General features: G+C 66.1%; 14 protein-coding genes. 11 read left to right on the plus strand and 3 right to left on the minus strand.

Annotated features, from left to right (window positions below; genetic code table 11):
- Positions 1-225: 225 nt before the first annotated feature.
- Positions 226-1,314: a helix-turn-helix domain-containing protein gene (locus LWC34_RS04595; RefSeq protein ID WP_233723144.1), complete on the plus strand. Its 1,089-nt coding sequence runs from the start codon at positions 226-228 to the stop codon at positions 1,312-1,314.
- Positions 1,315-1,528: 214 nt separating this feature from the next.
- On the plus strand, positions 1,529-1,918 hold the full coding sequence (locus tag LWC34_RS04600) for a cupin domain-containing protein (RefSeq protein ID WP_233723145.1): 390 nt from the start codon (positions 1,529-1,531) through the stop codon (positions 1,916-1,918).
- A 175-nt stretch (positions 1,919-2,093) separates the two neighbouring features.
- Here the strand turns inward: LWC34_RS04600 and LWC34_RS04605 are convergent, their stop codons facing one another.
- From LWC34_RS04605 to LWC34_RS04615, 3 genes are all read right to left on the minus strand, one after another.
- A complete protein-coding gene (locus tag LWC34_RS04605; RefSeq protein WP_308199964.1) occupies positions 2,094-3,245 on the minus strand; it encodes an alpha/beta fold hydrolase in 1,152 nt (383 codons plus the stop codon).
- A complete protein-coding gene (locus tag LWC34_RS04610) occupies positions 3,178-3,381 on the minus strand; it encodes a hypothetical protein (RefSeq protein WP_233723147.1) in 204 nt (67 codons plus the stop codon). The genes LWC34_RS04605 and LWC34_RS04610 overlap by 68 nt, the downstream gene beginning before the upstream one ends.
- Positions 3,382-3,767: 386 nt before the next feature.
- On the minus strand, positions 3,768-4,754 hold the full coding sequence (locus LWC34_RS04615; RefSeq protein ID WP_233723148.1) for a 3-oxoacyl-ACP synthase III family protein: 987 nt from the start codon (positions 4,752-4,754) through the stop codon (positions 3,768-3,770).
- Positions 4,755-5,037: 283 nt separating this feature from the next.
- Here LWC34_RS04615 and LWC34_RS04620 point away from each other — a divergent pair, with 283 nt between their 5' ends.
- The 9 genes from LWC34_RS04620 (at position 5,038) to LWC34_RS04660 (ending at position 24,289) form a co-directional block, all read left to right on the plus strand.
- Positions 5,038-6,882 carry a fatty acyl-AMP ligase gene (locus LWC34_RS04620; RefSeq protein WP_233723149.1) on the plus strand — a complete coding sequence of 615 codons (1,845 nt, stop codon included), beginning with the start codon at positions 5,038-5,040 and terminating at the stop codon, positions 6,880-6,882.
- Complete coding sequence (locus tag LWC34_RS04625) at positions 6,879-8,495, plus strand: PfaD family polyunsaturated fatty acid/polyketide biosynthesis protein (protein WP_233723150.1); 1,617 nt, start codon at positions 6,879-6,881, stop codon at positions 8,493-8,495. The genes LWC34_RS04620 and LWC34_RS04625 overlap by 4 nt, the downstream gene beginning before the upstream one ends.
- 34 nt (positions 8,496-8,529) lie before the next feature.
- Positions 8,530-14,562 (plus strand): type I polyketide synthase, encoded by a 6,033-nt coding sequence (locus LWC34_RS04630; protein ID WP_250109433.1) that lies wholly within the window; start codon positions 8,530-8,532, stop codon positions 14,560-14,562.
- A 34-nt stretch (positions 14,563-14,596) separates the two neighbouring features.
- Positions 14,597-19,513 (plus strand): acyltransferase domain-containing protein, encoded by a 4,917-nt coding sequence (locus tag LWC34_RS04635; RefSeq protein ID WP_233723153.1) that lies wholly within the window; start codon positions 14,597-14,599, stop codon positions 19,511-19,513.
- Positions 19,514-19,689: 176 nt separating this feature from the next.
- On the plus strand, positions 19,690-20,073 hold the full coding sequence (locus LWC34_RS04640; RefSeq protein ID WP_233723154.1) for a phosphopantetheine-binding protein: 384 nt from the start codon (positions 19,690-19,692) through the stop codon (positions 20,071-20,073).
- Between the two features lie 8 nt (positions 20,074-20,081).
- A complete protein-coding gene (locus LWC34_RS04645; protein WP_233723155.1) occupies positions 20,082-21,368 on the plus strand; it encodes a beta-ketoacyl-[acyl-carrier-protein] synthase family protein in 1,287 nt (428 codons plus the stop codon).
- On the plus strand, positions 21,365-22,300 hold the full coding sequence (locus LWC34_RS04650; RefSeq protein ID WP_233723156.1) for an ACP S-malonyltransferase: 936 nt from the start codon (positions 21,365-21,367) through the stop codon (positions 22,298-22,300). The genes LWC34_RS04645 and LWC34_RS04650 overlap by 4 nt, the downstream gene beginning before the upstream one ends.
- On the plus strand, positions 22,284-23,054 hold the full coding sequence (locus LWC34_RS04655) for an SDR family NAD(P)-dependent oxidoreductase (RefSeq protein WP_233723157.1): 771 nt from the start codon (positions 22,284-22,286) through the stop codon (positions 23,052-23,054). Before LWC34_RS04650 ends, LWC34_RS04655 begins: the two co-directional genes overlap by 17 nt.
- Positions 23,055-23,071: 17 nt before the next feature.
- On the plus strand, positions 23,072-24,289 hold the full coding sequence (locus LWC34_RS04660; RefSeq protein ID WP_233723158.1) for a hydroxymethylglutaryl-CoA synthase family protein: 1,218 nt from the start codon (positions 23,072-23,074) through the stop codon (positions 24,287-24,289).

Genomic DNA, 24,289 nt, shown 5'->3' on the forward strand with positions numbered 1-24,289 from the left:
CCGCAGGAGCCTACCGGCCGCGCGGCAGTCGACTCCCGCCTGATTTTCCCGTCGCGAACACTGGCGCCGATCGGGCCAAGCGAACGCCGGTATCGCCACGTTGTCCCGCCGACCCGCGATGGTGAAGGAATCCAATGGTTGAAAGCGTGGCGGATGCTGGACAGTGGCGATTGCTCGCCGAAGTTCGTCCTTACTCCGACCGATGTGCAGCAAGAGGATCACCTCATGCTTGAGATAGTTGGTCTTGATAGCACCGCGCAGACCGTTTACGAGTTGGTCATCGATAACCCGCCGGCCTCGTTCGACGAGATATGCAGACGGCTCGAGATAGATGACGCATGCCTGCGTAAGGTGCTCGAGAAGCTGTTGTCACTCGGGCTTCTGAAGAGCACGGCGTCGGTACCGCCCAAGTTCACCGCCACCGCACCGGACGTCGCGCTGGAGGTGCTGCTTCTCGAGCAGCAAGAGCAAATCAAGCGTGCTCGGCTGTATGTCGAACAACTCGCTGGTCGTTATATCCGTACGGCGGCAGGACGAGAGCCGGCCGAACTGGTCGAGGTCGTCTCCGGTCAGCAAGCGGTCGCTCAGCTCGTGGAACAGATCGTTCGGAGTACCAGCAACGAGATTCGTTTCATCGACAAACATCCGTACGCCGTTGCCCCGGCCGTGCTCGCCCCGGTCGAGGCGGAGATGCTACGGCGAGGGATCGCCTATCGCGCGCTGTACGACATCGCGGGGCTCGCGACCCGCAGCGTCCAGGCTGAGATAGAACCGGCGATCGCCATGGGTGAAGAGGCGCGAGTGATACCGGAAGCGCCGCTTAAGTTGATCTTGTCGGATCGTCGTCTCGCATTGCTGCCGCTGCAGTCCAATCCCACGATGATCGACAGTGTCGTCGCCGTCCATCCCTCCGCGATGCTCGACGCTCTCAGCGCGTTGTTCGAGGCTCTGTGGCGGACAGCGCTGCCGATACTCTCGCCAACGGCGACGTCGGCAGGTGCTCGTTCGCTCACCCCCGAGGACGCCCGGCTCATCGCGTTGCTGACGGCGGGACTCCCGGATCAGGCGGTGGCTCGGCAGCTCGGCCTGTCCTACCGGACGTTTCAGCGCAGACTGGGTGCGCTGATCGAACACCTCGGCGTCCGGACCCGGTTCCAAGCCGGGCTCCAGGCCGCGTTTCGCGGGCTGGTCCCCGCCCCGTCGCCGCCCGCGGACCAGCCGGAGGCCCAGGCGCCACGCGAATCGGGGGCCGACGGGGAACAACGCCCGGCACCGAGAACACCGGATGAGCGGCCAGGCCGGGGGGCCAGCTGACTGGCCGCTTTTCGCCACTGGCCGGTCGAGGCACGATCAACGCAGCGATCCTGTGCGCGGTCATCGATTCGCGGGTGTTTCGCGCCATGGTGAGCTCCTCCTGGAGCCAACCGGGAGAGGGTGTTGATCAGCGGTTCCCAGTGCACCAACACCATCTCGTTCGTCAGCTGCCTGGCGGTCGTGTGCACTGGCACGGCCGGCCGAGGAGTTCTGGATGACCACGAATGTGCGTCGTGTAATCGGTATAGATGACGTACCCGCCATCACCAAGCGAGGTGGCGACATTCGCTTGCTGCTCACACCCGGCACGGTCGGGGCGGCGACCGGCTTTCTCGGCGTCGCGATCCTCAAGCCGGGCGAGCGGATCACCGAGCACTACCACCCGTACTCCGACGAGTTCCAATACGTGGTCTGCGGTGATGTGGCACTGGACCTCGACGACGAGCCGATCACTTTGTGCGCTGGCCAGGGCGTACTGGTGCCACGCAACGTCCGGCACCGCCTGCGCAACGTCGGTGAGGTGGAGGCGCGCGTCGTGTTCCACCTCAGCCCACTCGCGCCGAGAGCAGACCTCGGTCACGTGGACACCGAGGAGATACCGTGACCAACTCGGTCCCTCGGAATCCGTTGCCTGGGGCGGACAACGACTATCGTGTCCAATTTGGACATACGGTCTAGTGCGCCGGGTCGCGTGACGGACCACCGGGTATTTGCCGGGACGGCTTGGTTCGACGTGGTTTTCCCGTCGAACCAAGCCGTCCCGTTTTTCCGCGGATCATTCAGTGGGCCTGCACGAGGTCCCGTACGAAGGCGACGACTGTGAGGGCGACCCTCTCGGGGTCCTCCGCGTGCGGATAGTGGCCTGCGTCCGGCACCACGAGCACGGTCGCCGGGCCGCCAAGTCGATCGGCTGTGGCGACTGCCTCCGCGGCGGGATCCGGACAGTCCGGGTCACGGTCGCCGATGACCACCAGTGCGGGACAGGTGGCGTCGGGGAGTGCCTGCTCGGCGATGTGATCACTCTTGAGCATTTCGCGGACTGGCTCGAACCGGCCCGGTCCGGTCAGACTGTCAGCCAGTTCGTGGCGCCGCTGCTCGAAGTTGGCTGGTTTCGTGGCGAACAGCGTTGGCCAGTGGGACATCCACAACGTCCGGCCAAGCCCCGGCACCGCGGCCAGGCTCGTCATCGCCCTTGCCATGGGGTTGTACGGTGTGCCCTTGACGAACGCCCGGCTCAGGACGATCCCGGCAACGGAGTCAGGTGCTTTGGCCGCCGCCATGACCGCGGCCTGACCGCTGAAGTTGCTGCCCAGCAACACTGCCGGGCGGTCGTCCAGCTCTTTCGACAGCGCGAGCAGGTCATCCGCCACGTCGCTTTCCGTGTAGGACGGCCAGTCGGTGCTCGACTCCCCGTGGCCCCGCAATTCGACTGTCGCCACCTGGAGGCCGCCCGCGACGAGTAGGCGAGCCAGGTCGGTGAAAGTGCTTCTGAGATCACCAACCCCAGGAGAACAAATGACAAGTGGTCCTGCTCCGGCGACGGAGTAGGCGAGCGTCCCCCCGGGTCGCTCCAGAAACTGGGTGCCGCTCATGGTGCCCTTTCCCGTTCGCCGATGGGTAACGGCCGGCACGTCGACTGCTTGCGGCCGACACCCATCGGTCGAAGCCGCGCTGGGTTGTCCGTGTTCTAGTGGTGTGTCTCGGAATGTTGCTGGGTTTATTCGGCGGATCCAGGTTTTCGCTGGGCGTGCCGGACGAAGGTGCCTGTACCGGGTTGTACCGGCGCCTTTGGCCGGTGCGTCCAGCGGGAAGCTGGGCCGTCGAGAAACCCGGCGAACGTTTCGAGACGCGCCATTAGGGTCGTCAGCAGCCGATACTGGCGCTCTGCTTGATTCCGAGGTGTTTGTCGGAGAACCACTGGGACACGCCATGGCGATCGACGTGGATCCCCGCACGCATACCGTCGACCCGGAAGTCGAGATGCAGGCTCGACGCCACCGGCTGCGGCGGACGCGATTCCGCATTCGCCTGCGCCGCGGCGACGAGGGGGATGGCCACTACGGCCATTGACGTGAGGACGACCCTTGCAATTCGAGGCACGCTGGTTTCTGCCTTTCGTTGTTGTTCTTGGCTCGGTGATTCTGGAGAAGATGGCGCCATCGCCGAAAGGGGCCGGACGGCTGGCTCCTGCGTTACTGCGACCGGGTCGCGTCCGGATGGGTGACATTCCCAAGGAGTGCGAACACTTCGGATCGCAACCCGGAATTCTCGTCCGATACCAGGAACGTGTTCGCCGCCGAACACATGAATCGCACATGGCAGTGAGGCTCGTCGCGATACGAATGTGCGAGACGTGGATCTTCGTTTTGGCATGCCGTCGTCACGGCCGGAAGGCCGAAGCGCCACCACCGGCGTGCGGGACGCACACCAGCGTCGGTGTCCGCGAGCTCAAGTCACATCCCTTCGAGGGCGACGGCGGTCTTGATCCACTTGCTCGGTTCGATCGCGATCGCGATCGCCCGCTCCTCGGCGACTATCCGATCGTGTAGCCGGTCGAGCTGGAAGAACGGCAGCGCGTTACCGGCGTTGCCGACGTCCGCGACGCAGCTGATCTCTGTCACATCCGTCAGACCGAGCGCGTTGGCCACGCGCTGCGGCAGGCGGCCAGACAGTTGCGGCGGCAGCAGGTACGACACGGATGCCTGATACCAGCCGGCCATTCCCAGCACCTCCCGCATGGCCTGCCGGGCAAGGAGCGGCACTCGTTGCGCGATGGCCTTGTGGTCCTGTTCGACGGGTTGTTCCGGCTGGGTGAGGTCGGCCGCGCCGAACCAGCGGACGACCTGACCGGGAGTTCGGCTGAGCCCGCTGTACCGGTTGAGCACTCGGCGCACCGCGATGGAACCGGGCACCAGTTCGGACGCCAGCACCGCCGCACCGGCACCGTCGCCGAAGAGAACATGGCTGGCCGGCCTGACCGAATTCGTTTTCTGGTCCAGCACAAGGTGTTTGACACAGACGTCGGCTCCGACGACCACGCCGATCAGGTGCTCCTCGTCCAGTAGCCGGCAGGCGAGGTCGAGCGCCTGCAGCGCACCCGCGCACCCCGACTGCAGCTGGTAGGTGGACACCTGGTCGATCCCAAGCCGATCGGCGATCAGGTTCACCGTCGCGGGCATGAGCGCGTCCGGAGATGACGTGCCGAGCACGAGGAAATCCACGTCTCGCGGTTCCAGATCGGCCCTGGCCATGGCTTGCGCGCAAGCCTGCGCACCGAGGTCGGCCAGGGTGTGTGTGACCTGACCGGTGTTCAGGTCCACAGCGAAGTGTCGTTGCCTGGTGCCGATGAACGCCTCGGCCCAGTTGGCATCCGTGCCGAACTTGCGGGCGATGGATTCGTTGTCGACGGGCTCACCCGGAAGCGCGGTGCCCGTGGACACGATATGGGCGTGAGAAGACACAGCGGTCCTTTCACCAGCTGGCGTTCGAGGAAGCAGGTCCGCGGAAAATCCTTTCCAGTCACATGACCTTGGTCAGTGTGCTGACCCGACGGAAGCACTGAAAGTGGCCAATCGCGCGGCCCTGAACTGCGGTTGTTTTCCGCGACGCGGCACTGTGCCAATGGTGTTCGGGAGGGGGCCAGCTGCGTGGCCACTTTTTCAGGCCCCCGGTCGCCACGCAAACTGTGTCGTCATGATCCCGGATATTCCGACGATAATTGGAGTGGACTTGGTCTCGACGGCGCGAAAGAAATGCGGAGACGATGTCCAAGAAACCGGCTCGATTGTCTCGGCATTTCGGCGGCTATGCGAATCCGATCCTGAGGCGGTTCTCTTCACTTTCGTCGATGACAAGGGCAGGGATCACGAGACGCTCACCGTCGGCGAACTCGCCGCGGCCGCCGACGGGATCGGCAAGTCGCTGCGGTCGTGGGGCGTCCAGGCGGGAGACCGCGCGGTGCTCGTCTACATGCCCTCGTTGGACTTCGTAAAGGCGTTTCTCGGGTGTCTGGCAGCGGGCGTGCTCCCGGTTCCGGTGTGCCCGCCCAATCCGTTCAAGCTCAAGCACGACATGGCCACCCTCCGCACAATCGTGGACAGTTGCGCCGCCAGGGTCGTCCTGTCCAACACCGACCTTGATCGGGCGCTGAGCCTGGCTGACGCGACCGGCGAGGTTCGCTGGCCCGAGATCCCGTGGTACCAGACCGATCGCTGCCAACCGGGCTCAGCCACGCCGGCAGCCTGGCACACGCCCGCGACCGCCGACACTCCCGCGTTCCTGCAGTACACCTCCGGGTCCACCGGGTCCGCGAAGGGAGTGATCATCACCCACGGCAACCTCTGGCACGAGATGCGGGCCAACGCCGTGGATCTCGACCTGGGACCGGATACCCGAGGGGTGTTCTGGCTGCCGCACTTCCACGATCTCGGTCTGATCACCGTCATCCTCAACACCGTTGTGGGCAACGGCCTGAACACCCATCTGATGTCGCCGCTGACCTTCATGAAGCGGCCGGCGATCTGGTTCGAGGTGATCTCACGGATCCAGGCGACCCACACGGCGGCCCCCAACTTCGCGTACGAGTTGCTGGTCCGCAAGACCTCGCCGGAGCAGCGGCGGAGCTGGGATCTGAGCTCGCTGCGGCTGGTCGGTTCGGCCGGCGAGCAGGTACGCCCGGCGACGGTTCGTACCTTCCTGGATGCCTTCGCCGACAGCAAGCTGCGGCCGGACGCGTTCTATGCCGGGTACGGGCTGGCGGAGTGTTCGGTGTCGGTGTCCGTGGGTGGCAGAACCGTTTTGAGACTGGACAAACAACAACTCGAGGAGGCCGGCTGTGCCGTGCCGCTCGACGATGCCTCGGATCGACCCTCGGCCAGCTACTTCAGCTGTGGGCGAGTCACCAAGCCGGGGGCGTACACGCGCATCGTGGACCCGGACACCTGTCGGCCGTGCCCGCCCGGGCACGTCGGTGAGATCTGGGTCGACTCCCCGACCAACGCGGCCGGCTACTGGGGATTGATCGACGAGACCGACGAAGTCTTCCGGGCCAGGTGCCATGGCGAGCACCCACCGCGCGAATACCTGCGGACTGGTGACCTCGGATTCTTCTTCGACGGTGAACTGTTCGTGACCGGCCGCCACAAGGACCTGATCATCGTGCGGGGCCATAACCGGTACTCGCAGGACATCGAGGACAGCGCGCGCGAGGCGCATCCCTTTGTCCGGCCGGGCGGGCTCGCCGCGTTCTCGGTCCCGCCGGATGACGACGATTCGTCGGACGAGCGGCTCGTGCTGTTCGTCGAGGTTCGCCAGGGGCGGCTGGACGCGGAGGATCTGGAGGCGATCCTGTGCGGGGTTCGCCGGCGTGTCCAGGAGGATCACCAGATCACCTGTCACGCGGTTGTCCTCGGCACAGCGGGCACGGTCAAGAAGACCACCAGCGGTAAGATTCGCCGTTCGGCATGCCGTCGTGCCTACCTCAGCGGCGAGATCCACGCGGCCAAGACGACAATCGGGGTGTTCCCGACGGCCCGGCAGGACGTGCGTGGCATGGATGCCGCGCGGTGACCGGCTTCGCGACTATCGAGCAAGCACAGGTAGACCGCCAGCCCACCGGTGGACCGAGGGCGCAGTTCAGTCCTGAGGGGATTGCCGCGGCGGTGGCGAAGATCCGCGAGCCGCTGCACATCGTGGCGGACACCTCCGCCGCGTGTGTGGGTGTCGCTCTGGGGGATCCGCCGGTGCTTGATGATCGGCAGGAGATCGTCGGCATGCTGCCGCCGTTGTATCCGGAGTGGCTCGGCAGCCAGTCCTTCTGTACCACGCACGGTACGCGCTTTCCCTATGTGGCAGGGGAGATGGCCAACGGCATCGCCACAACGCGGATGGTGATCGAGATGGCCCGCGCGGAGATGCTCGGCTTCTTCGGTGCCGCGGGCTTGGACCTCGCACGTGTCGACCGGGCCGTCAACGAGCTCGTCGACGAGGTGGGCGGCGGTTCGAACTGGGGTGTGAACCTGATCCACTCGCCGGGCGAGCCGCAATTCGAGGAGCGGGTCGCCGACCTGCTCGTGCGCCGCGGAGTTCCACGGATCTCAGCGTCGGCGTTCATGGGGCTGACCCTTGCTGTGGTGCGGTGTGCGGCAACCGGCCTCCGGGCCGACCATAGTGGACGGATCGAACGTCGCACCCAGCTGTTCGCCAAGGTTTCCCGCCTCGAAGTCGCCGAGCGGTTCATGTCGCCCGCGCCAGCCGAACTGCTCGACGTGCTGGTGGCGCGAGGACAGTTGACGCAGGACGAAGCCAAGCTGGCGGCGCGAGTGCCGGTTGCCGAAGACGTCACCGTTGAAGCCGATAGCGGGGGACACACCGACAACCGACCGTTGATGACGGTGCTGCCGGCGATTGTCTCGCTGCGAGACCAACTGGCCCGTCGGTATCGCTATGCCCGCCCGATCAGGGTCGGCGCCGCGGGCGGCCTCGGCTCACCCGACAGTGTCGCGGCCGCGTTCGCCCTCGGTGCCGCGTACGTCGTGACCGGCTCGGTGAACCAGGCGTCGGTCGAGGCCGGGCTGTCGGACGATGCCAAGGGCATGCTCGCCAAGGCGGACCTGGCCGACGTGGGCATGGCGCCGGCCGCGGACATGTTCGAGCTGGGTATCCGGCTGCAGGTGCTGCGCCGCGGCACCCTGTTCGCCAGCCGTGCCGCCCAGCTCTACGAGATCTACCGAAACCATCCCAGTCTTGAGCGGATCCCGGCGGAAATCCGCAGCAAGCTCGAACGGGACATCCTGCGGGCTCCCATGGCCGAGATCTGGGCGGAAACAGCCGGTTTCTGGCAGCGGCGTGATCCCGCGGAGCTGGCCAAGGCCGAGCGTGATCCCAAACACCGGATGGCACTGCTTTTCCGTTGGTATCTGGGCAAGTCCAGTCGTTGGGCCATCGATGGCGAGCTGTCCCGCCGTACCGACTACCAGATCTGGTGTGGTCCGGCGATGGGCGCGTTCAACCGGTGGACCGCCGGCAGTTTCCTGGCCGAGCCGGCGAACCGATCTGTCGTGCAGATCGCCCGCAACCTCCTCGAAGGGGCCGCGGTGATCACTCGCGCACATCAGTTGCGTACTTACGGCGTTCCCATGCCGGCGGCCGCGTTCGCGTTCACACCGCGCCCGCTTGCCTGAACCGGTACACCCACTTCCCGAGGTGACTATGAAGATGAGGTCCGGCGACAGTGCCGATGCTCGACCCTGCGAGCAGGTCTTCGACGCCGATGCTCGACCCTGCGAGCAGGTCTTCGGTCATGTCCGGCAGCAGCCCATCGCCATCGTAGGAGTCGGCTCCCTGATGCCGGGCTCAACGGACGTCGGAGGTTTCTGGCGTAGCGTGCTGGAAGGGCGTGACCTGCTCACCGATGTCCCACCTACACATTGGCTGGTCGAGGACTACTACGATCCGGACCCGGCAGCCCCCGACAAGACCTACAGCCGTCGAGGGGCTTTCCTCCCACCGATCGACTTCGACCCGGTCGCGTACGGCATACCACCGAACACCGTGGCGGCCACCGACACAAGCCAGTTGCTCGCGCTCATGGTGGCCGAGCAGGTGCTGACCGACGCGACCGGCGGCGACCTCGCCGCGATGAACCGCGAACGAGTGAGCGTCATCCTCGGCCTCGGCGCGCTGGAACTGCTCACCACGATGGCCGCTCGGCTCGAACGTCCGGTGTGGCTCAAGGCGTTGCGGGAAAGTGGTGTCGAGGAATCCGAGGCACAGGCGATCTGCGATCGGATCGCCAGCCATTACGTGCCGTGGCAGGAAGCGACTTTTCCCGGGCTGCTCGGCAATGTCGTCGCGGGCCGGATCGCCAACAAGTTCGACCTGCGCGGCACCAACTTCACCGCGGACGCCGCGTGCGCGAGCTCGTTCGCCGCGGTGGCCAGTGCCGTGAACGAACTCGCCCTCGGCCGGTCCGACCTGGTGATCACCGGTGGCGTCGACGCGTTCAACGACATCTCGATGTACATGTGCTTCAGCAAGACACCGGCGCTCTCGCCGACCGGAGACTGCCGGCCGTTCTCGGATGCCGCGGACGGCACGATACTGGGCGAGGGCCTGGTCATGTTCGCGCTCAAGCGATTGGAGGACGCCGAACGGGACAATGACCGCATCTACGCGGTCGTTCGCGGCATCGGCTCGTCCTCGGACGGCCGTGCGACCGCGGTCTACGCGCCGTTGCCGGAGGGACAGGCCAGGGCGCTGCGCCGGACGTACGAGGTGGCCGGGTACGGCCCGGAAACCGTCGAGCTCGTCGAGGCACACGGCACGGGTACCAAAGCGGGCGACGCGGCCGAGTTCGCCGCCCTGCGCGCGACGTTCGAACAGACCGGCCGGGCAGGCCGGTGGTGCGCGCTCGGATCGGTGAAATCCCAGGTCGGCCATACCAAAGGCGCGGCCGGTGCGGCTGGCATGCTGAAAGCCGTGCTCGCCTTGCAGCACAAGGTGTTTCCGCCGACGCTCAAGGTCGAGCGCCCGAATCCCGAGCTGGGCATGGAAAGCAGTCCGTTGTATCTCAACACGCATGCCCGCCCGTGGGTACGCGGCTCGACGCATCCACGCCGGGCCTCGGTGTCCAGCTTCGGCTTCGGTGGCACCAACTTCCATGTGACGCTTGAGGAATACCTCCCCGGAACCAGGAGTGGGGGTGGCGTCCCGGCGTCACGCACCCGCACGATGCCCGCTGAACTCGTGCTCATCAGTGCGCCCACTGTCACGGAACTCGTGAACCGTGCTCGTGGCATCGGCAACGGCGATCTTCGGCAGCACGACTTGGCTTGGGTCGCGCGGGAGACACAGCGGACGTTCCACCACGACGATCACGTCAGACTGGCAGTGGTCGCAACCGATACCGCGGAACTCGCGAGCAGGCTCGAGCAAGCTGTCATGCTGATCGAGAACAACCCGGGCGCTTCCTTCTCCACACTGAGTGGACTGCACTACGGAGCCGGCCCCACGGCACTCGGCGATATCGCGTTCTTGTTTCCCGGTCAGGGCAGCCAGTACACCGGTATGGGTGCCGACGTCGCAATGCACTTCCCCGCGGCGGGCGCCGTCTGGGACTGGGCGGCCGCGATCGGCATCGGCGACCGGCCGTTGCACGAGGTGGTCTTCCCGATTCCCGCCTTCACCGATCTCGAACGGGAGGCGCAGGAACGGCTGCTGACGGCGACCGAGTGGGCTCAACCGGCCCTTGCGGTGTCGAGCTTGGCGTTGCTCAATGTGCTGAGCGGGCTTGGGCTGGCGTCGGATTGCGTGGCAGGGCACAGCTTTGGCGAGTTGGTCGGGTTGTACGTCGCGGGGGCGTTCGACGAGGAAACCCTGGTACGGCTGGCCCGACGCCGGGGTGAGCTGATGCGTGACGCGGCGGCCGTCCCCGGTATGATGGTGGCCGTTTCCGGATCTCGCGAAGATGTCGAGGCGGTCATCGCCAGCTGTGGTGATGAGAAACTGTGGGTGGCCAACGACAACGCGCCGCGACAGGTCGTCGTGTCGGGCACTGCTTCGGCGGTTGAGATCTTCGAGGGTAAGCTCGCCAAGGCAGGGCTGTTGGCGAAGCGACTCAACGCCGCGACCGGTTTTCACAGCCCGTTGGTCATGGCGGCGAGTGGCCCGTTGCGGCATTTTTTGTCCGATGTGGACATCCGTGGTCCGCAGATCGACGTGTACGGCAACGCGGATGCCGCCAAGTACCCGTCGGATCCGGACGCCGTGCGCCACCGCATCGCGGATCACCTAGCGTCCGGTGTGCGGTTCGTCGACCAGATCGAAGCGATGTACTGCCGTGGGGTGCGCACGTTCATCGAGATCGGCGCGGGTTCCGCGGTCACCCGACTGGTCGGCCAGATACTCGGTGACCGCCAGCACACGGCGGTGAGTCTCGATCGCAAGGGCGGCAACGGTGTCACGAGCCTCTACGACGCATTGGGACTGCTCTGCGCGCGAGGCATGGCGATGAATCTGGACGCGTTGTGGGCTGGCTACGCGCCGCCTGTGCGACGTCAGGAAGCGCCGAAGTCCAAGGCGGTGGTGAAGATCTCGGGTGCCAACTTCGATCGCCGATATCCCCCGGCCGACGGTGCGGATGCGCTGCCTCCGCCGAATCCGCCACGGTCCACCGAAGACCCGCTTGCGGGGTCGAGCATCGGCACCGAAGACCCGCTTGCGGGGTCGAGCATCGGCACCGAAGACCTGCTTGCGGGGTCTGAAGGCCAGTTCGCGGGGTCGAGCATCGGCACTGTAGGTCCGTTTGCCGGGTCGAGCAATGGCACCGACGTCGTTGGTGATGGGTGGCTGCGTGTTCATGAGGATCTCGCGCGCCGGACGATGGACGCGCATGCCGCGTATCAGCGGGCGATGGCCGACAGCCACGTCGCCTTCCTGAAACTTGCCGACACATGGGCAGGAGGTCTCGGCGCGGCAGTCACAGCGAACGAGAAGTCGCCCGACCGGGTGCCGCAGACGTCAAACGATCTGCTCGCCGGGCCGGGCACCGAAGATCCGCTTGTGGGGTCGAGCATCGGCGCCGATGACCTGCTTGCAGGATCGAGTATGAGCACCGATTCGTCCGTGCCGGATTTCGCGATCACGCCACCGGTGCAACCGATGCGGGCCGCGCCAACCGGAAATTTCACGGCTCCGGATCCCGTGACCCCAGTGGACACAGTGGACGCCGAAGCGGTGGACCTCGGGTCGGTGCTGCTGTCGGTGGTCGCGGACAAGACGGGCTATCCGCCGGAGATCCTCGATGCCGGGATGGAGTTGGAAGCCGATCTGGGGATCGATTCGATCAAGCGGGTGGAGATCCTGTCGGCGTTGCGGGAGAAGGTGCCGGGCCTGCCCGATGTGGACGCCATGGAGCTCGGCAAGTTGCGCACGATCGGCCAGATCGTCGACAAGCTCAAGGAAGCCACCCACACCGATGGTGTGTCGTCGCTCGACCGGACCGTTGTGCGGACGGTGGTCGCCGAGGCATCGGGTTTGGCGATGGCCGGGCTGGGCGATGGCCCGCTGGCCGTCACCGATGACGGTGGCGGTATCGCGCACCTGGTGGTGGAGCGGCTCACCGCACACGGCTTGTCCGCCCGTGTCGTCACCGATGTCGCCCCGGATGTCGCCGGTGTGATCTTCCTCGGTGGCCTGCGAGATGTCGGTTCCGAGGAGCAGGCTCTCGCGGTCAACGTCGAAGCGTTCCGCACCGCGTCGGCGGTGGCGCGGTGTTTCGAGGAGTTCGGTGGCGTGTTCGTGACCGTGCAGGACACCGGCGGGGACTTCGGGCTCGGCGGTCTACAGCCGACCCGTGCTTGGCTCGGTGGCGTTGCCGCGCTCGCCAAGACCGTTGCTCAGGAATGGACGACCGCCAGCGTGAAGGCGATCGACTGTGAGCGCGGCGGCCGGACGGCTTCGGCGATCGCGGAGGACATCGTGCGCGAACTCCTCGCCGGTGGGTCGACGCTGGAGGTGGGCCTGCGTGCGGACGGCACCAGGACCACTGTGGAACTTGTCAAGACACGCGTCGAATCCGTTGGCACGCCAAGGATCGGGCCGGAATCCGTGATCGTGGCGACCGGTGGCGGGCGTGGGGTGACGGCCGCGTCGTTGCGTGCCCTCGCCGAGAGGTACCAGCCGCGACTTGTCCTCATCGGACGCACGCCGTTGCTCGACGAGCCCGACGAGTTGCGCGGCGTCACGGACGACGCCTCGCTCAAGCAGATCGTGACCGAACTCGAGCTGCGACGGACCGGGCAGCGGCCGGCTCCTGCCTACGTGGGTTCGCTGGTCGAGGCGCTCAGGTCCGCGCGTGAGATCCGGGGCACGCTCGCGGCCTTGGCGCGAGCAGGATCGGAAGTGCGGTACGTCCCGGTGGATGTCAGGGACGGCAAGGCATTGGCCGTGGCGCTCGATGAGGTACGGCAGAGTTGGGGACCGATCACCGGCGTCATCCATGGAGCCGGTGTCCTCGCGGACAAACGTGTCGTGGACAAGACCGTGCGGCAGTTCGAGCAAGTCTTCGGCACGAAAGTCGTCGGCCTGCTTACGCTGCTGGACGCGACGGAGAACGATCCGCTCGACGTGCTGTGCGTGTTCTCTTCGGTGGTGGCACGCTATGGCAACCCCGGCCAGAGCGACTACGCGATGGCGAACGAGGTGCTCAACCAGGTCGCGAGTGCTGAGGCGGTGAAACGGCCGGGCAGTGTGGTCCGGTCGATCGCGTGGGGACCGTGGCATGGCGGCATGGTCACGCCGGAGGTTGAGCGCCACTTCCGCGGCCTTCAGGTGCCGTTGGTCCCGGTTGCCGCCGGAACGCAGGCGTTCGTCGCCGAACTCGGTGGCCAACCGGGCGAGGCCCAGGTTGTCATCGCGCCTGGTGACACTGACGGCCAGTTGTTGGGGGCTGCCCGTCAGCGTGCCATGGAGGCAGAGATCCGGCTGAGCGCGCGGACGCATTCGTACCTGGCCGACCACACCATCGCGGGTGCACCGGTCGTACCGGTGGCCATGGTGATGGAGTGGTTCGCGGCAGCGGCACGGGAGTCACGCCCACGGGAGCACACGGCGATGATTCGCGACATCAGTGTGTTGCGCAAGATCAGCCTGAACCGCTTCGAAGACAGCGGCACACGTCTCGCTGTGCGCTGCACCGCTGACGGCCCGAAGCTGAGGATGGAACTGCTTGGCGAGGATGGCAGGTCGCACTACCGGGCGACCGTGCACCTTGGCGGTGTGGACGCCGGGCCGATGACCGCCTGGGCCGCTCCACCAGATCTCCAACCGGTCGACCAGACGGAGATCTACGACGGGCGCGTCCTGTTCCATGGCCCACGTTTCCAGGCGATCCGTTCGCTGCACGGCGTCTCGCGCTTGGGAGCGATCGCTGACGTCGTAGGCCTGGAGGCGTTGGGCTGGACCGGCTTGACCGGCACGGTGTGGCGGACTGACCCCGCGGCCACGGACGCCTGCCTCCAGCTGTCGCTGCTCTGGGCCGAAAAGGTCCTTGGCGGCGCCGCGCTGCCGATGTCCGTCGGCGAATACCGGTTGCACCGAGAAGGTCCGGCGAGTGGGCCGATGCGGTGCGTCGTCCGGGCCAAACAGGTCCACATCGACCATGCCAAATGCGACATCGGACTGGTTGACGCCGATGGTTCACCGCGGGCGGAACTGCTCGACGTGAACCTCGTGCTGCGCCCGGAATGACGCTGATGGTCATCGGAAAGGTGAGGCAGTCCACATGGGATTCGGACCGACCGCGGCCGACAGCGGCCGAAACGTTCCGCTCCGCATGCACGTTTACTCCGGCGGGGATCGTCACGACGTACTGGAGGCGCTGGCGGCGAGCCGTGAATCCGGTCAGGGACCGGCGCGCCTGGTGATCCTCGCCGCGGGATCGGCACAGCACGCCGCACGCGCGGCAGCCGCCCGCCGGTGGCTGACAGGTGCTGGGCGGCGACCCGAGGGTGTGGCCTTCCACGAGACTCCGGCAAAGGGCGAGATCGCGTTCGTCTTCACCAACGGTGCCGCCGCCTACCAGGGCATGGGCAAGGAGTTGATGCTCGCGTTCCCCGAGATCATGGCCGCCATCGAGGCACGCTGCGGCTCGCTGGAAGCCGCCGGATGGGCGTACACGGACACCAAAGTGGACAGTGTGCCGGCCCTCGACCGGATCTGGGGAGCCGGCTTGCTTGCCCAGGTGCACACCGAGATCAACCGGGATCTGCTTGGTATCTCGCCGAACGCGGTCATCGGCTACTCGTCCGGCGAATCCAATGCGCTCGTGGCCATGCGGGCGTGGCGGGATGTCCCGGCGCTGGTCGCGGACGCACAGGGTTCCGCGCTGTTCACCAACGCACTGGTGGGTGAGTTCGAGGCGGTGCGTCGCGTGTGGCGTCGCCTCGGGATCGAAGGCGACCGGTGGACGAACCACCTCGTCAACGCGCCAGTGGAAGACGTTCGCGCGGCGCTCGACGGTGAGCCCGCGGTGCACTTGGTGGCGATCAACGCGCCTGACTCGTGCGTCGTGGGCGGCGAGGCGGCGGGGTGTGAACGAGTCATCAGCCGGCTCGGACCGGGACGTGCGCTGCCCCTCGACTACGAGATCGCGGTGCACGCGCACGAGTTGACCGAGGTGCGGGAGCAGTGGTGGCAGTTGCACCACTGGCCGACTTTCGAAGTACCGGACGTCCGGTTCTACTCCTGCGCCACTGTGGACTGGTACACACCGACGCCCGAAGCTGTGGCGGACGCGCTCACCGCGCAGGCGGTGACCACGGTTGATTTCGCCGCGACGGTCGAGCGCGCGTGGGCTGACGGAGTGCGCGTGTTCATCGAACACGGTCCGCAGGCGCTGTGTACGGGATGGATTCGCCGGATCCTGGGCGACCGTGAGTATCTCGCCGTTGCCATGGACGGTCCCGGCGTACACCACCTCGTCGACACTGTGGCGGAGCTTGTCGCCGCGGGCGTCCCGATGCGCACCGATCGATTGTTCGACCACCTGGCGCGGAACTGCGCATCAGCCTCGGAAAGCACCCACCAGCGGACAACGCCGCGTGCCCAGTCGGTCGCCGAAGCATCGACTGGCGTCACACCGGCCGACGTACCCCCTCGGACGGCGCTGACCGTGGCGGGCGACCTCTATCAGCGGATCTCCGCGCGGCACAACGAATTCCTGGCGCTCCAGGCGGCAGTCCACCAGAGGTTCCTGCTTTCCCCGCAGTGCACGCAATCCGTGTTCCGCGACACCATGCGGCGTGACAAGGTTTGTGTGGCGCAGCCGCTCGTTGAGCAAGTCCAGCCACCCCAAGCAGGTCAAATTGTGCCCAGTCAAAGTCTGCGCGGCGCTGCCGACACTCCTCCGCCCGGCAAGGGCGAGCGGTTCCACCGGCTGCTCAGTGCCAAGTTGACCTTCCACGGCAGCTCACCGCATCTCGGCGAGCCGATTCGCGGCGAGACTCACGTCGACGGGTACGGCGACCACAACGGTGTGCGTCTGTCGTTCTTTCGCGGCACCTGGTACGTCGGTGACGAACCCTGCATGACAGCCCGCGACTGCGTTGCCGGCTATTTTACCGAGACGGAGTTCGCCGCGCTCGGCGGAGTGCACTGGGATCCGGCGTCCGAGGTGATCAGCGACTCCGGGCCGGTCGATCCGCCGGCTGTCGTCTGCTCGGTTCGCCGATTCGGTCCCGACGCGGTACGCGCGTTCGGGGATGGCCGTCCGGCTGACTGTTTCGGACCCGGGTGGGAGCGAACGCGGTGCCACATCCGTAGTCCACGGCTGTCGGACGGCCGGACGCCGCTGATCAACGAGGTGACCGAGTTCGATCCGGCGGGTGGACCGTGGCGGCGGGGCTATCTGCGAGCCGAAACACCAGTCGCGCAAGGGGACTGGCTCTTCGAGGCCGAGCACACCGGGGATCCGTTCGTGCCCGGCTCGCTGATGCTCGACGGATGTGTGCAGGCATCGGCTTTCTACCTGGCGGCCATGGGATATACCGTCGACCGCGACGGCTGGCGGTTCGAGCCAGTGCCCGAGCAGGTCTACCACATGCGCAACCACGGCCGGGTGGTCCCGGGCAGTCGCGACCTGAGGGTCGAGGTGTTCGTCCGCGAGGTCTCGGCCGGTCCGCAGCCCACACTGTTCGCCGACGTACTGTGCACAGTGGACGGAACCAAGGTGTTTCACGTTCGTCGCCTTGGTCTGCGGCTCGTGCCGGACTGGCCGCTGTCGTACTGGCGGCAGCTCGGTCCTCCCGCTGTTCAGACGACGGGTGAGCCGGTGGCGCCGGCAGAACTCGCTGGGCTGCGGGGGTACCACGAGAGCAAGCCGGTAGCCGAAGTGGACGGTTTTCGTTTCGACTACGCGTCGCTGCTGGCCCTCGCATGGGGTAAGCCGTCCGATGCTTTCGGCCCCATCTATGAAGTCTTCGACGGCCCGCAGCGGATCGCTCGGATGCCTGGACCGCCTTACGGTTTCATGAGCCGGGTGGCGTCGGTCGGCGGCCCGTTCCTCGCGATGAAAACCGGTACTTGGGCCGAGGTCGAGTACGACGTTCCTGAGGAAGTCTGGTACTTCGAGCAGAACGGCTACCCAGCCATGCCGTTCGGGGTTCTCCTGGAGGTTGTCCTGCAGACCTGCGGCTGGGTCTGCTTGTACGCCGGCAGTTCGCTGGCGGGCGGCGACACGGACCTGTTGATGCGCAACCTTGACGGCGCGGGCACCGTGACGGGTGAGATCCGGCCGGGGACACGCACGCTGCGCACTCGTGCTGAGCTGACCCGCGTCTCGCGGGCTGCCGGCGTGATCCTCATGTCCTTCGACGTCGAATGTTTTGCCGACGGGCAACCGGTCTGCACAGTGTCCAGCGGGTTCGGGCTCTTCGCGCCGGAGGCCTTCGAGAGCCAGGTCGGCCTGCCCGCGTCTGATGCGGAACGTGCCCGGCTCAAGGCATCCAGTGACCTCGTCGTCGACCTCACGCAGCGGCCGGACCGCTACTTCGGTGGTTCGCTGCGGCTGGCCGGACCGATGCTGCTCATGCTCGATCGGGTCACCGGCTACTGGCCGGACGGCGGCGAGGCCGGGCTCGGCCGGTTGCGGGCCGAAAAGGACGTCGACGCGGGGGAGTGGTTCTTCAAGGCCCACTTCTTCCAGGATCCCGTGCAGCCGGGCTCGCTGGGGGTGGAGAGCATGTGCCAGCTGCTGCAGTTCTACCTCATCGAGCGCGACTTCGGCGCGGGACTGCGCAATCCGCGATTCGAACCCGTGCTACCCGGCCGTCAGGTGACGTGGACGTATCGCGGTCAGGTCGTGCCGACGAACAAACGCGTCACGGTCGAGATGGACATCATCGAGGTCGGCGAGCACGACCGCCACGCGGTCGCGCATGCCTGGCTGTGGGTGGACGGCAAGCGCATCTACCACGTGAAGAACCTGGGAATGCGTGTGGTGGAGGATACGAGCGGCGGGAAGGTGACAAGCTCGGGGACTTCGACACACGACCTGGATCCCGCGGTCGACACCTGGTTGCTCGATCACTGTCCTACTTTCACGGTGCCGGCGCTGCCGATGATGTCCACGCTCGATCTGCTCGCCCGCGCGGCCACTGTCTACTCGGGCCGCACCGTCACGGCCATCCACGACGTGCGGTTGCGGCGGTGGGTGCCGGTCTGGAAACCGGTTCGTCTGCGCACAGAGGTGAGTGGATTGGGCAACGAGTTGGACGTGACGCTGCTGGTGTGGCGTGAGGCGGCAACCCAGGCACTGTCCCGTTTCGAGCCGGTCGTCAGCGCCACCGTGCGAGTCGGCAGGCAGCCGGCCGAATGCCGCGCGCCCGAACCACTGGCCGGTGCCGAGCCCGCGGATGATCCGTACCGCACTGGAGTGGTCTTCCACGGGCCAAGCTTCCAGTACCTCGTGTCACTGCGGATGGGGACCGGCGGAGCGTCGGGTATCCTCGACGCCAGCCGGGGCAGTGTCCCGCGTGGACTGCTCAACCAGGGACTGCTCGACGCTGCCACGCACGTCATTCCGCACGATCGGCTCTGGCGGTGGTCCGGTGAGATCGGCCGGGAGGGGGTCGGTTTCCCGCACGAGATCACGACGTTCCAGTCGTTCGCGCCACTGCCGGACACCGGGATGGTGTACGTCGAAGCACGCTTCGCCGGATTCCACCGCGGCAACAGGATGCGGCCGGTCTTCGACCTGTGGCTGTCGGACGAGCGGCGGTTGCTGGCCACCGTCCGTCTGGTTGACGCATTGATGCCCAAGGGTAGTCTTGGCATGGCCGAACCCGGTGACCGGCGGGCGTTTCTGCGGGACCGGCGCTACGTGGCGGGTCTCGGCATCTGCGTGGCCGACGGAGACGTGACCAGGGTGTCCACTGCGGACGTTGACCGGTTCGACTGGCTGGTGGGAACCGTCGCGCAGCTCTACGGCCTGCCGCCAGGCGCAAGGGGCGCTGACCACCTGCCGTTGATCGCGATACGGGATCACGTGGCACGACTTGCCCGTGTGCATCCGTCGGCTGTCGAGGTGGATCTCCTTCAGCATCGGGCTTGGCCGAAGGCTAGGCCCGGCGAGATCCACCAGTTGCACGTCGAGCAGACGGCCGATCGCGTGACGGTACGCGGCATCGTCCCGCCCAGCTGATACTCTCATGCTGGCGTTCCATGTTTTTGTTGTACAGCAACCTGTTCGGCGGATTGTCGACTGCCTGAGCCAGTAGCGGACCACACATCGCCACCGGTCACGTAGACCAGTCAAGCGGCCCCTTTCACAACGCGCACGCAAAGCGTGAAACTGACAACGGCTCGCCGCACCCAGTGATGCCCTTCTGGCAGCGCAGCACCGAATCCGCCGACGAGATCCCGCACATCGAGCACGACCCACCATGTGACCACTCAGCGCAACAAAGAGCACCTCTGTGGACGGAGAAGGAAAAAGCTATGACGCAGCCTGTTATCACTCGCGAAGACATCTTCGCTGTCATCAAGAAAAACATCGCGACCGTCATCGAAGGAACTGAAGGTCTAGTGGTCACCGAGACGGCCAGCATGAAGGACTTTGGCGCGGACTCGCTGGAGATGGTCGAAGTGGTGTCGCGCTCGATGAAGGAGTTGCGGATCAAGGTCCCCCGCACCGAGCTGTCGAAAGCGTCGAACCTCAAGGAACTGGTGGACATCTTCGAACGCTTTGCCGTAGCCGCTTGAGGTGCACGATGGAACGAACTTCTGATCAGCGTGTCGTGATCACTGGCTTGGGTGTCGTGACGTGTCTCGCGGACAGTGTTCCCGAGTTCTGGGCGGGGCTTGTCGCCGGACGGTCGGGGATCACGAACTGGAAAAGCATGGACGAGAGGGTGGAGTGCCGGGTTGCGGGCGACTTGAGCGACTTCGACTACAACGATCATCTGGACCGCGTGGGTCGAGGGTATGACGCCGAGCTGACGAAAGCGGCGAGGAAACTCTTTCGCGTCACGCCACTTTCCGGGCGAGCGACAGCGTCGGCCGCGGCTCAGGCATACGTCGACGCCGGGCTGGATCCCAGCAAGGTCGATCCTGATCGAGTCGGGCACGTGCTGGCCGGTCAGAACTTGAACACGCCGCTGATCACGGAGAACAGCCGTATCTTCGCTGAAGACCCTGAGTACATGGCCCCCTTGTTGGGAATGGTGGCCCTGGACACCGACGTTGTGGGTGTGGTCTGCGAACTGTTGCACCTGCGTGGGCCGAGCATGATGGTCGGCGGCGCATGCGCGAGCGGCAATTTGGCTGTCCTCAGTGGATTGGACATGATTCGGGCCGGCCGAGCGGACGCGGTTGTCGTCACAGGCGGCGCGGTCGCCATGGATGCCGCGATTGTCCAGGCGTGGGTGGAGATCGAGGCGTTGACCTTCAGGTCGTTCAACGATGATCCGGCTCGCGCCAGCCGGCCGTTCGACGCTCAACGGGAAGGCTTCGTGCCCAGTGAGGGCGCGGCCGCCGTGGTGATCGAGACGATGGCGAGCGCCCGGCGACGCGGCGCCACCGTGTACGCGGAAGTTCTTGGTGGCGCGGCGGCGTCGGATGCTTCCCGGCTGCCCCGGCCACACCAGGATGGGCAGGAACGTGCGATGCGGAACGCACTGCGGGACGCGCGTGTCTGCCCGGAGCAGGTTGACTACGTCAATGCCCACGCGACGTCAACTCCGTTGGGTGATGCGGTCGAGGTCGCCGCGGTCAAGGCCGTCCTTGGCGACCGGGCGCTCAGTGTTCCCATGAACGCGACGAAATCGATGATCGGACACAGCCTCACCTCGGCCGGAGTCATCGAACTGGTCGCCACGACGCTGCAGATCCAGCATGGCGTACTGCACCCGACGATCAACCAGGAGGAAAAGGACCCGGAGCTCGATCTGGACTTCGTCCCGAACGAGGCCCGTGAGCACGCCATCACCGTGGGAATCTCGAACTCGTTCGGGTTCGGTGGGATCAACTCGTGCTTGGTCGTGGGACGCCCAGGATGACCGCACTGCTGTTCGCAGGGCAAGGCAGCGAGCGGGTCGGCATGGGTGCTGAGCTGACCGCTGCCTGTGCCGGCTGCCGGGACGTGTTCGCCGCCGCGGACGAGGCATTGAGCCGGCCGTTGTCGCGCTGGATCGCGCAGGGGCCAGAGGATGTTTTGCGCAGCACTGAGATCGCACAACCCGCGCTGCTGACAGTCGGTGTCGCGCAAGGGCAACACCTGCTGGCGCTTGGCATCAAGCCGGTGGCACTCGTGGGACACAGCCTCGGCCAATACACCGCCTTGGTGACGGCAGGGGCGCTGAATTTCAGCGATGCGGTGCGTCTCGTCGCGGCACGTGGGCAGTTGATGCAGCAGACTGTCCCGCGCGGAGCCGGCGCGATGGTGGCTGTCTCGGGTTTGTCCAGGGAAAACCTTGAGGTGGCGTGCAAACTCGGCAACGAGCATGGTGTGGTTGGGGTGGCCTGCTTCAACGCACCCGACAGGGCCGTTCTCTCCGGAGAGACAAACGCCGTCGCGGTCGCTGCCGACGTCTGCGAGGACGCTGGCGGCGGTGTCGTCGCTCTACCGGTGAGCGCGCCGTTTCACAGCGCGCTCCTTGCTCCGATGGTGCCGAAGTTCGCTCGACTGGTGGCCGAAACACCAGTACAGGCGCCGAGGATCCCGGTGGTGGACAACGTCACGGCGCAGCCGTTGGGTGACGCCGACGCGGTCCGAAAGTCTCTTGTGGACCATATCGAAAGGCCGGTGCTGTTCGATGACAGCCTGCGCACCCTGGCAGAGCTGGGCGTTCAGCGCTTGATCGGATGCGGACCAGGGATCGCGGGGCTCACTTTCGCATCACGAACCATCCCGGACGTCCCGCGCGTGACATTCGAGGAGACTGCGGCTGCGCCGTGGAATATGGGAGGTGCACATGCAGGGCCGGTTTAACGGCAAGGGTTTTGTTGTCACCGGAGGTACTCGTGGCATCGGCCGGGCGATCGTGCTCGGCGCTGCCGCTGACGGTGCCCGCGTGGTGTTCTGCGGCCGCAGCGAATCCGCGTCTGTCGGCGCCGAGGTCGAGGCTGCTGCTCGTGCGGCGGGTGGCGAGGCGCGGTTTGTCCCGGCGGATGTCGCCGTCGAGGCTGATGTCGAGCGGTTGTTCGACGTCGCTGTCGAATGGCTGGACGAAGTTCACGTCGTGGTGAACAACGCGGGCGTCGCTCGTGACTCGTTGCTCGTGCAGACCACCCTCGAAGACTGGCGGCACGTACTGGACGTCAACCTTCGCGGTCCGTTCCTGACCTGCCGTCGCGCGGTGGAGGAGATGCTGTCCCATGGCGGCGGTGGCCGGATCGTGAACGTGGCTTCGTTCACGGCAAACGGTCTCGCCGGAGCGGTGAGCTATGCGGCATCCAAGGCTGCTTTGCTGTCGCTGACCCGCAGTGTGGCCAAGGAGTACGGCCGCCGCCGGATTTTCTGCAACGCGGTCGTTCCAGGGTTCGTCGAGACCGACATGACCACCGGATATCCCGCTGCCGCGCGGGCCGCACTGGCTCAGCTCTCGCCCTACGCGCGGTTCGGGCTCGCAGAGGAAGTCGCCGGGACGGTCCTCTTCCTGGCATCGGATGAGGCGTCGTTCGTGACGGGCGACGCCGTCTATGTGGCAGGAGCGGTACGTGACGTGCCGCGGATAACGGCATGACGTCGAAGGAAACATCTATGCGGCTGGCAGTCGGTATCGACGACCTCACTCTCTACGGCAGCACACTGGCTGTGGACGCCGCCGGGCTCGCGTCGGCCCGTGGCACCGCCGAGCGTGAGATCCGGAGTCTGGAACTGGTGCGCCGATCTTTGCCGCCGAGCTTCGAGGACCCGGTCACCTTGGCGGTGAACGCCGCGCGCCCGCTCACTGATCCCGACGACCCGGAACGTTACGGCCTACTGGTGGTCGCCACCGAGTCCGGTGTGGACTATGCCAAACCGCTGAGCTCCTATGTGCACAAGTACCTCGAGCTCTCACACCGCTGTCGGCATCTCGAAGTCAAGCACGCGTGCTACGCCGGCACGGCCGCGCTGCGGCTCGCAAGCGCGTGGGTCCACTGCAATCCCACGCGCCGAGCGCTCGTGATCACGACCGACATGGCCCGGCGACTGTTCCATGACCCCGCAGAGCCCGCCGAGGGGGCGGGCGCTGCCGCCATGGTTGTCGCGGCCGAGCCGCGGGTGCTCGCGTTGGAGCCGGCGAGCGGCGTGGCCGCGCGGGAGGTCTACGACGTGATGCGGCCGACCCCGTCCTTGGAGACCATCCACTCCGGACTTTCCCTGGGCGCGTATCTCGATCTGCTTGAACTGGCTTGGGATGGCTATCGCGAAGACGCGGGCGCCGACGTGTTCGACACGTTCAGCCATGTCATCTATCACACGCCGATCACTTCACTCGTCCGGCAGGCGCACGGACTCGTCGTGGAAGCCCATCGGCCGGATGTGGAACCGAGCGTCGTCGCCGAGAGCTTCGAGCGAATGGTTCGGCCGTCGCTGAAGTACTGCCAGGAACTGGGCAACACGTACTCCGGGAGTTTGTGGGCAGCACTGGCCGCGTTGGTCGATCACGCGCCGTCGGTCGCGGCAGGCGAGCGGATCGGCTTGTACTCGTACGGTTCTGGGTCCTGTGCCGAGTTCTTCAGTGGCCGGTTCGGCACAGCCGCACGGGAAACCGTTGGCCGCCACCAGATCGGCCAGCACCTCGCCAGCCGCAGGCTCGTGGATGTGGCCGACTACGAAAGGATTGTGCTGGACACCGAACGGAGTCTGACCGCGGCACATTTCAAACCTGACACATCACTCGTACCGGGACTTCTCGATGAGGCTTACACCGGACGGGCGCTGTTGGTCCTCGAGGACGTGCGTGACTACTACCGGACGTACGGCTGGAGCTGA

Origin of the sequence: Kibdelosporangium philippinense, assembly GCF_021390435.2 — a bacterium.
Classification (GTDB): Bacteria; Actinomycetota; Actinomycetes; order Mycobacteriales; family Pseudonocardiaceae; genus Kibdelosporangium; species Kibdelosporangium philippinense.

Excerpts from the sequence above, each read along its gene's own strand:
- LWC34_RS04640 (WP_233723154.1), top strand. The coding sequence starts at position 19,690 with ATGCCCTTCTGGCAGCGCAGCACCGAATCCGCCGACGAGATCCCGCAC.
- LWC34_RS04630 (WP_250109433.1), top strand. The coding sequence starts at position 8,530 with ATGAGGTCCGGCGACAGTGCCGATGCTCGACCCTGCGAGCAGGTCTTC.
- LWC34_RS04635 (WP_233723153.1), top strand. The coding sequence starts at position 14,597 with ATGGGATTCGGACCGACCGCGGCCGACAGCGGCCGAAACGTTCCGCTC.
- LWC34_RS04610 (WP_233723147.1), bottom strand. The coding sequence starts at position 3,381 with ATGGCCGTAGTGGCCATCCCCCTCGTCGCCGCGGCGCAGGCGAATGCG.
- LWC34_RS04645 (WP_233723155.1), top strand. The coding sequence starts at position 20,082 with ATGGAACGAACTTCTGATCAGCGTGTCGTGATCACTGGCTTGGGTGTC.
- LWC34_RS04650 (WP_233723156.1), top strand. The coding sequence starts at position 21,365 with ATGACCGCACTGCTGTTCGCAGGGCAAGGCAGCGAGCGGGTCGGCATG.
- LWC34_RS04655 (WP_233723157.1), top strand. The coding sequence starts at position 22,284 with ATGCAGGGCCGGTTTAACGGCAAGGGTTTTGTTGTCACCGGAGGTACT.
- LWC34_RS04605 (WP_308199964.1), bottom strand. The coding sequence starts at position 3,245 with ATGGCGTGTCCCAGTGGTTCTCCGACAAACACCTCGGAATCAAGCAGA.
- LWC34_RS04595 (WP_233723144.1), top strand. The coding sequence starts at position 226 with ATGCTTGAGATAGTTGGTCTTGATAGCACCGCGCAGACCGTTTACGAG.
- LWC34_RS04660 (WP_233723158.1), top strand. The coding sequence starts at position 23,072 with ATGCGGCTGGCAGTCGGTATCGACGACCTCACTCTCTACGGCAGCACA.
- LWC34_RS04600 (WP_233723145.1), top strand. The coding sequence starts at position 1,529 with ATGACCACGAATGTGCGTCGTGTAATCGGTATAGATGACGTACCCGCC.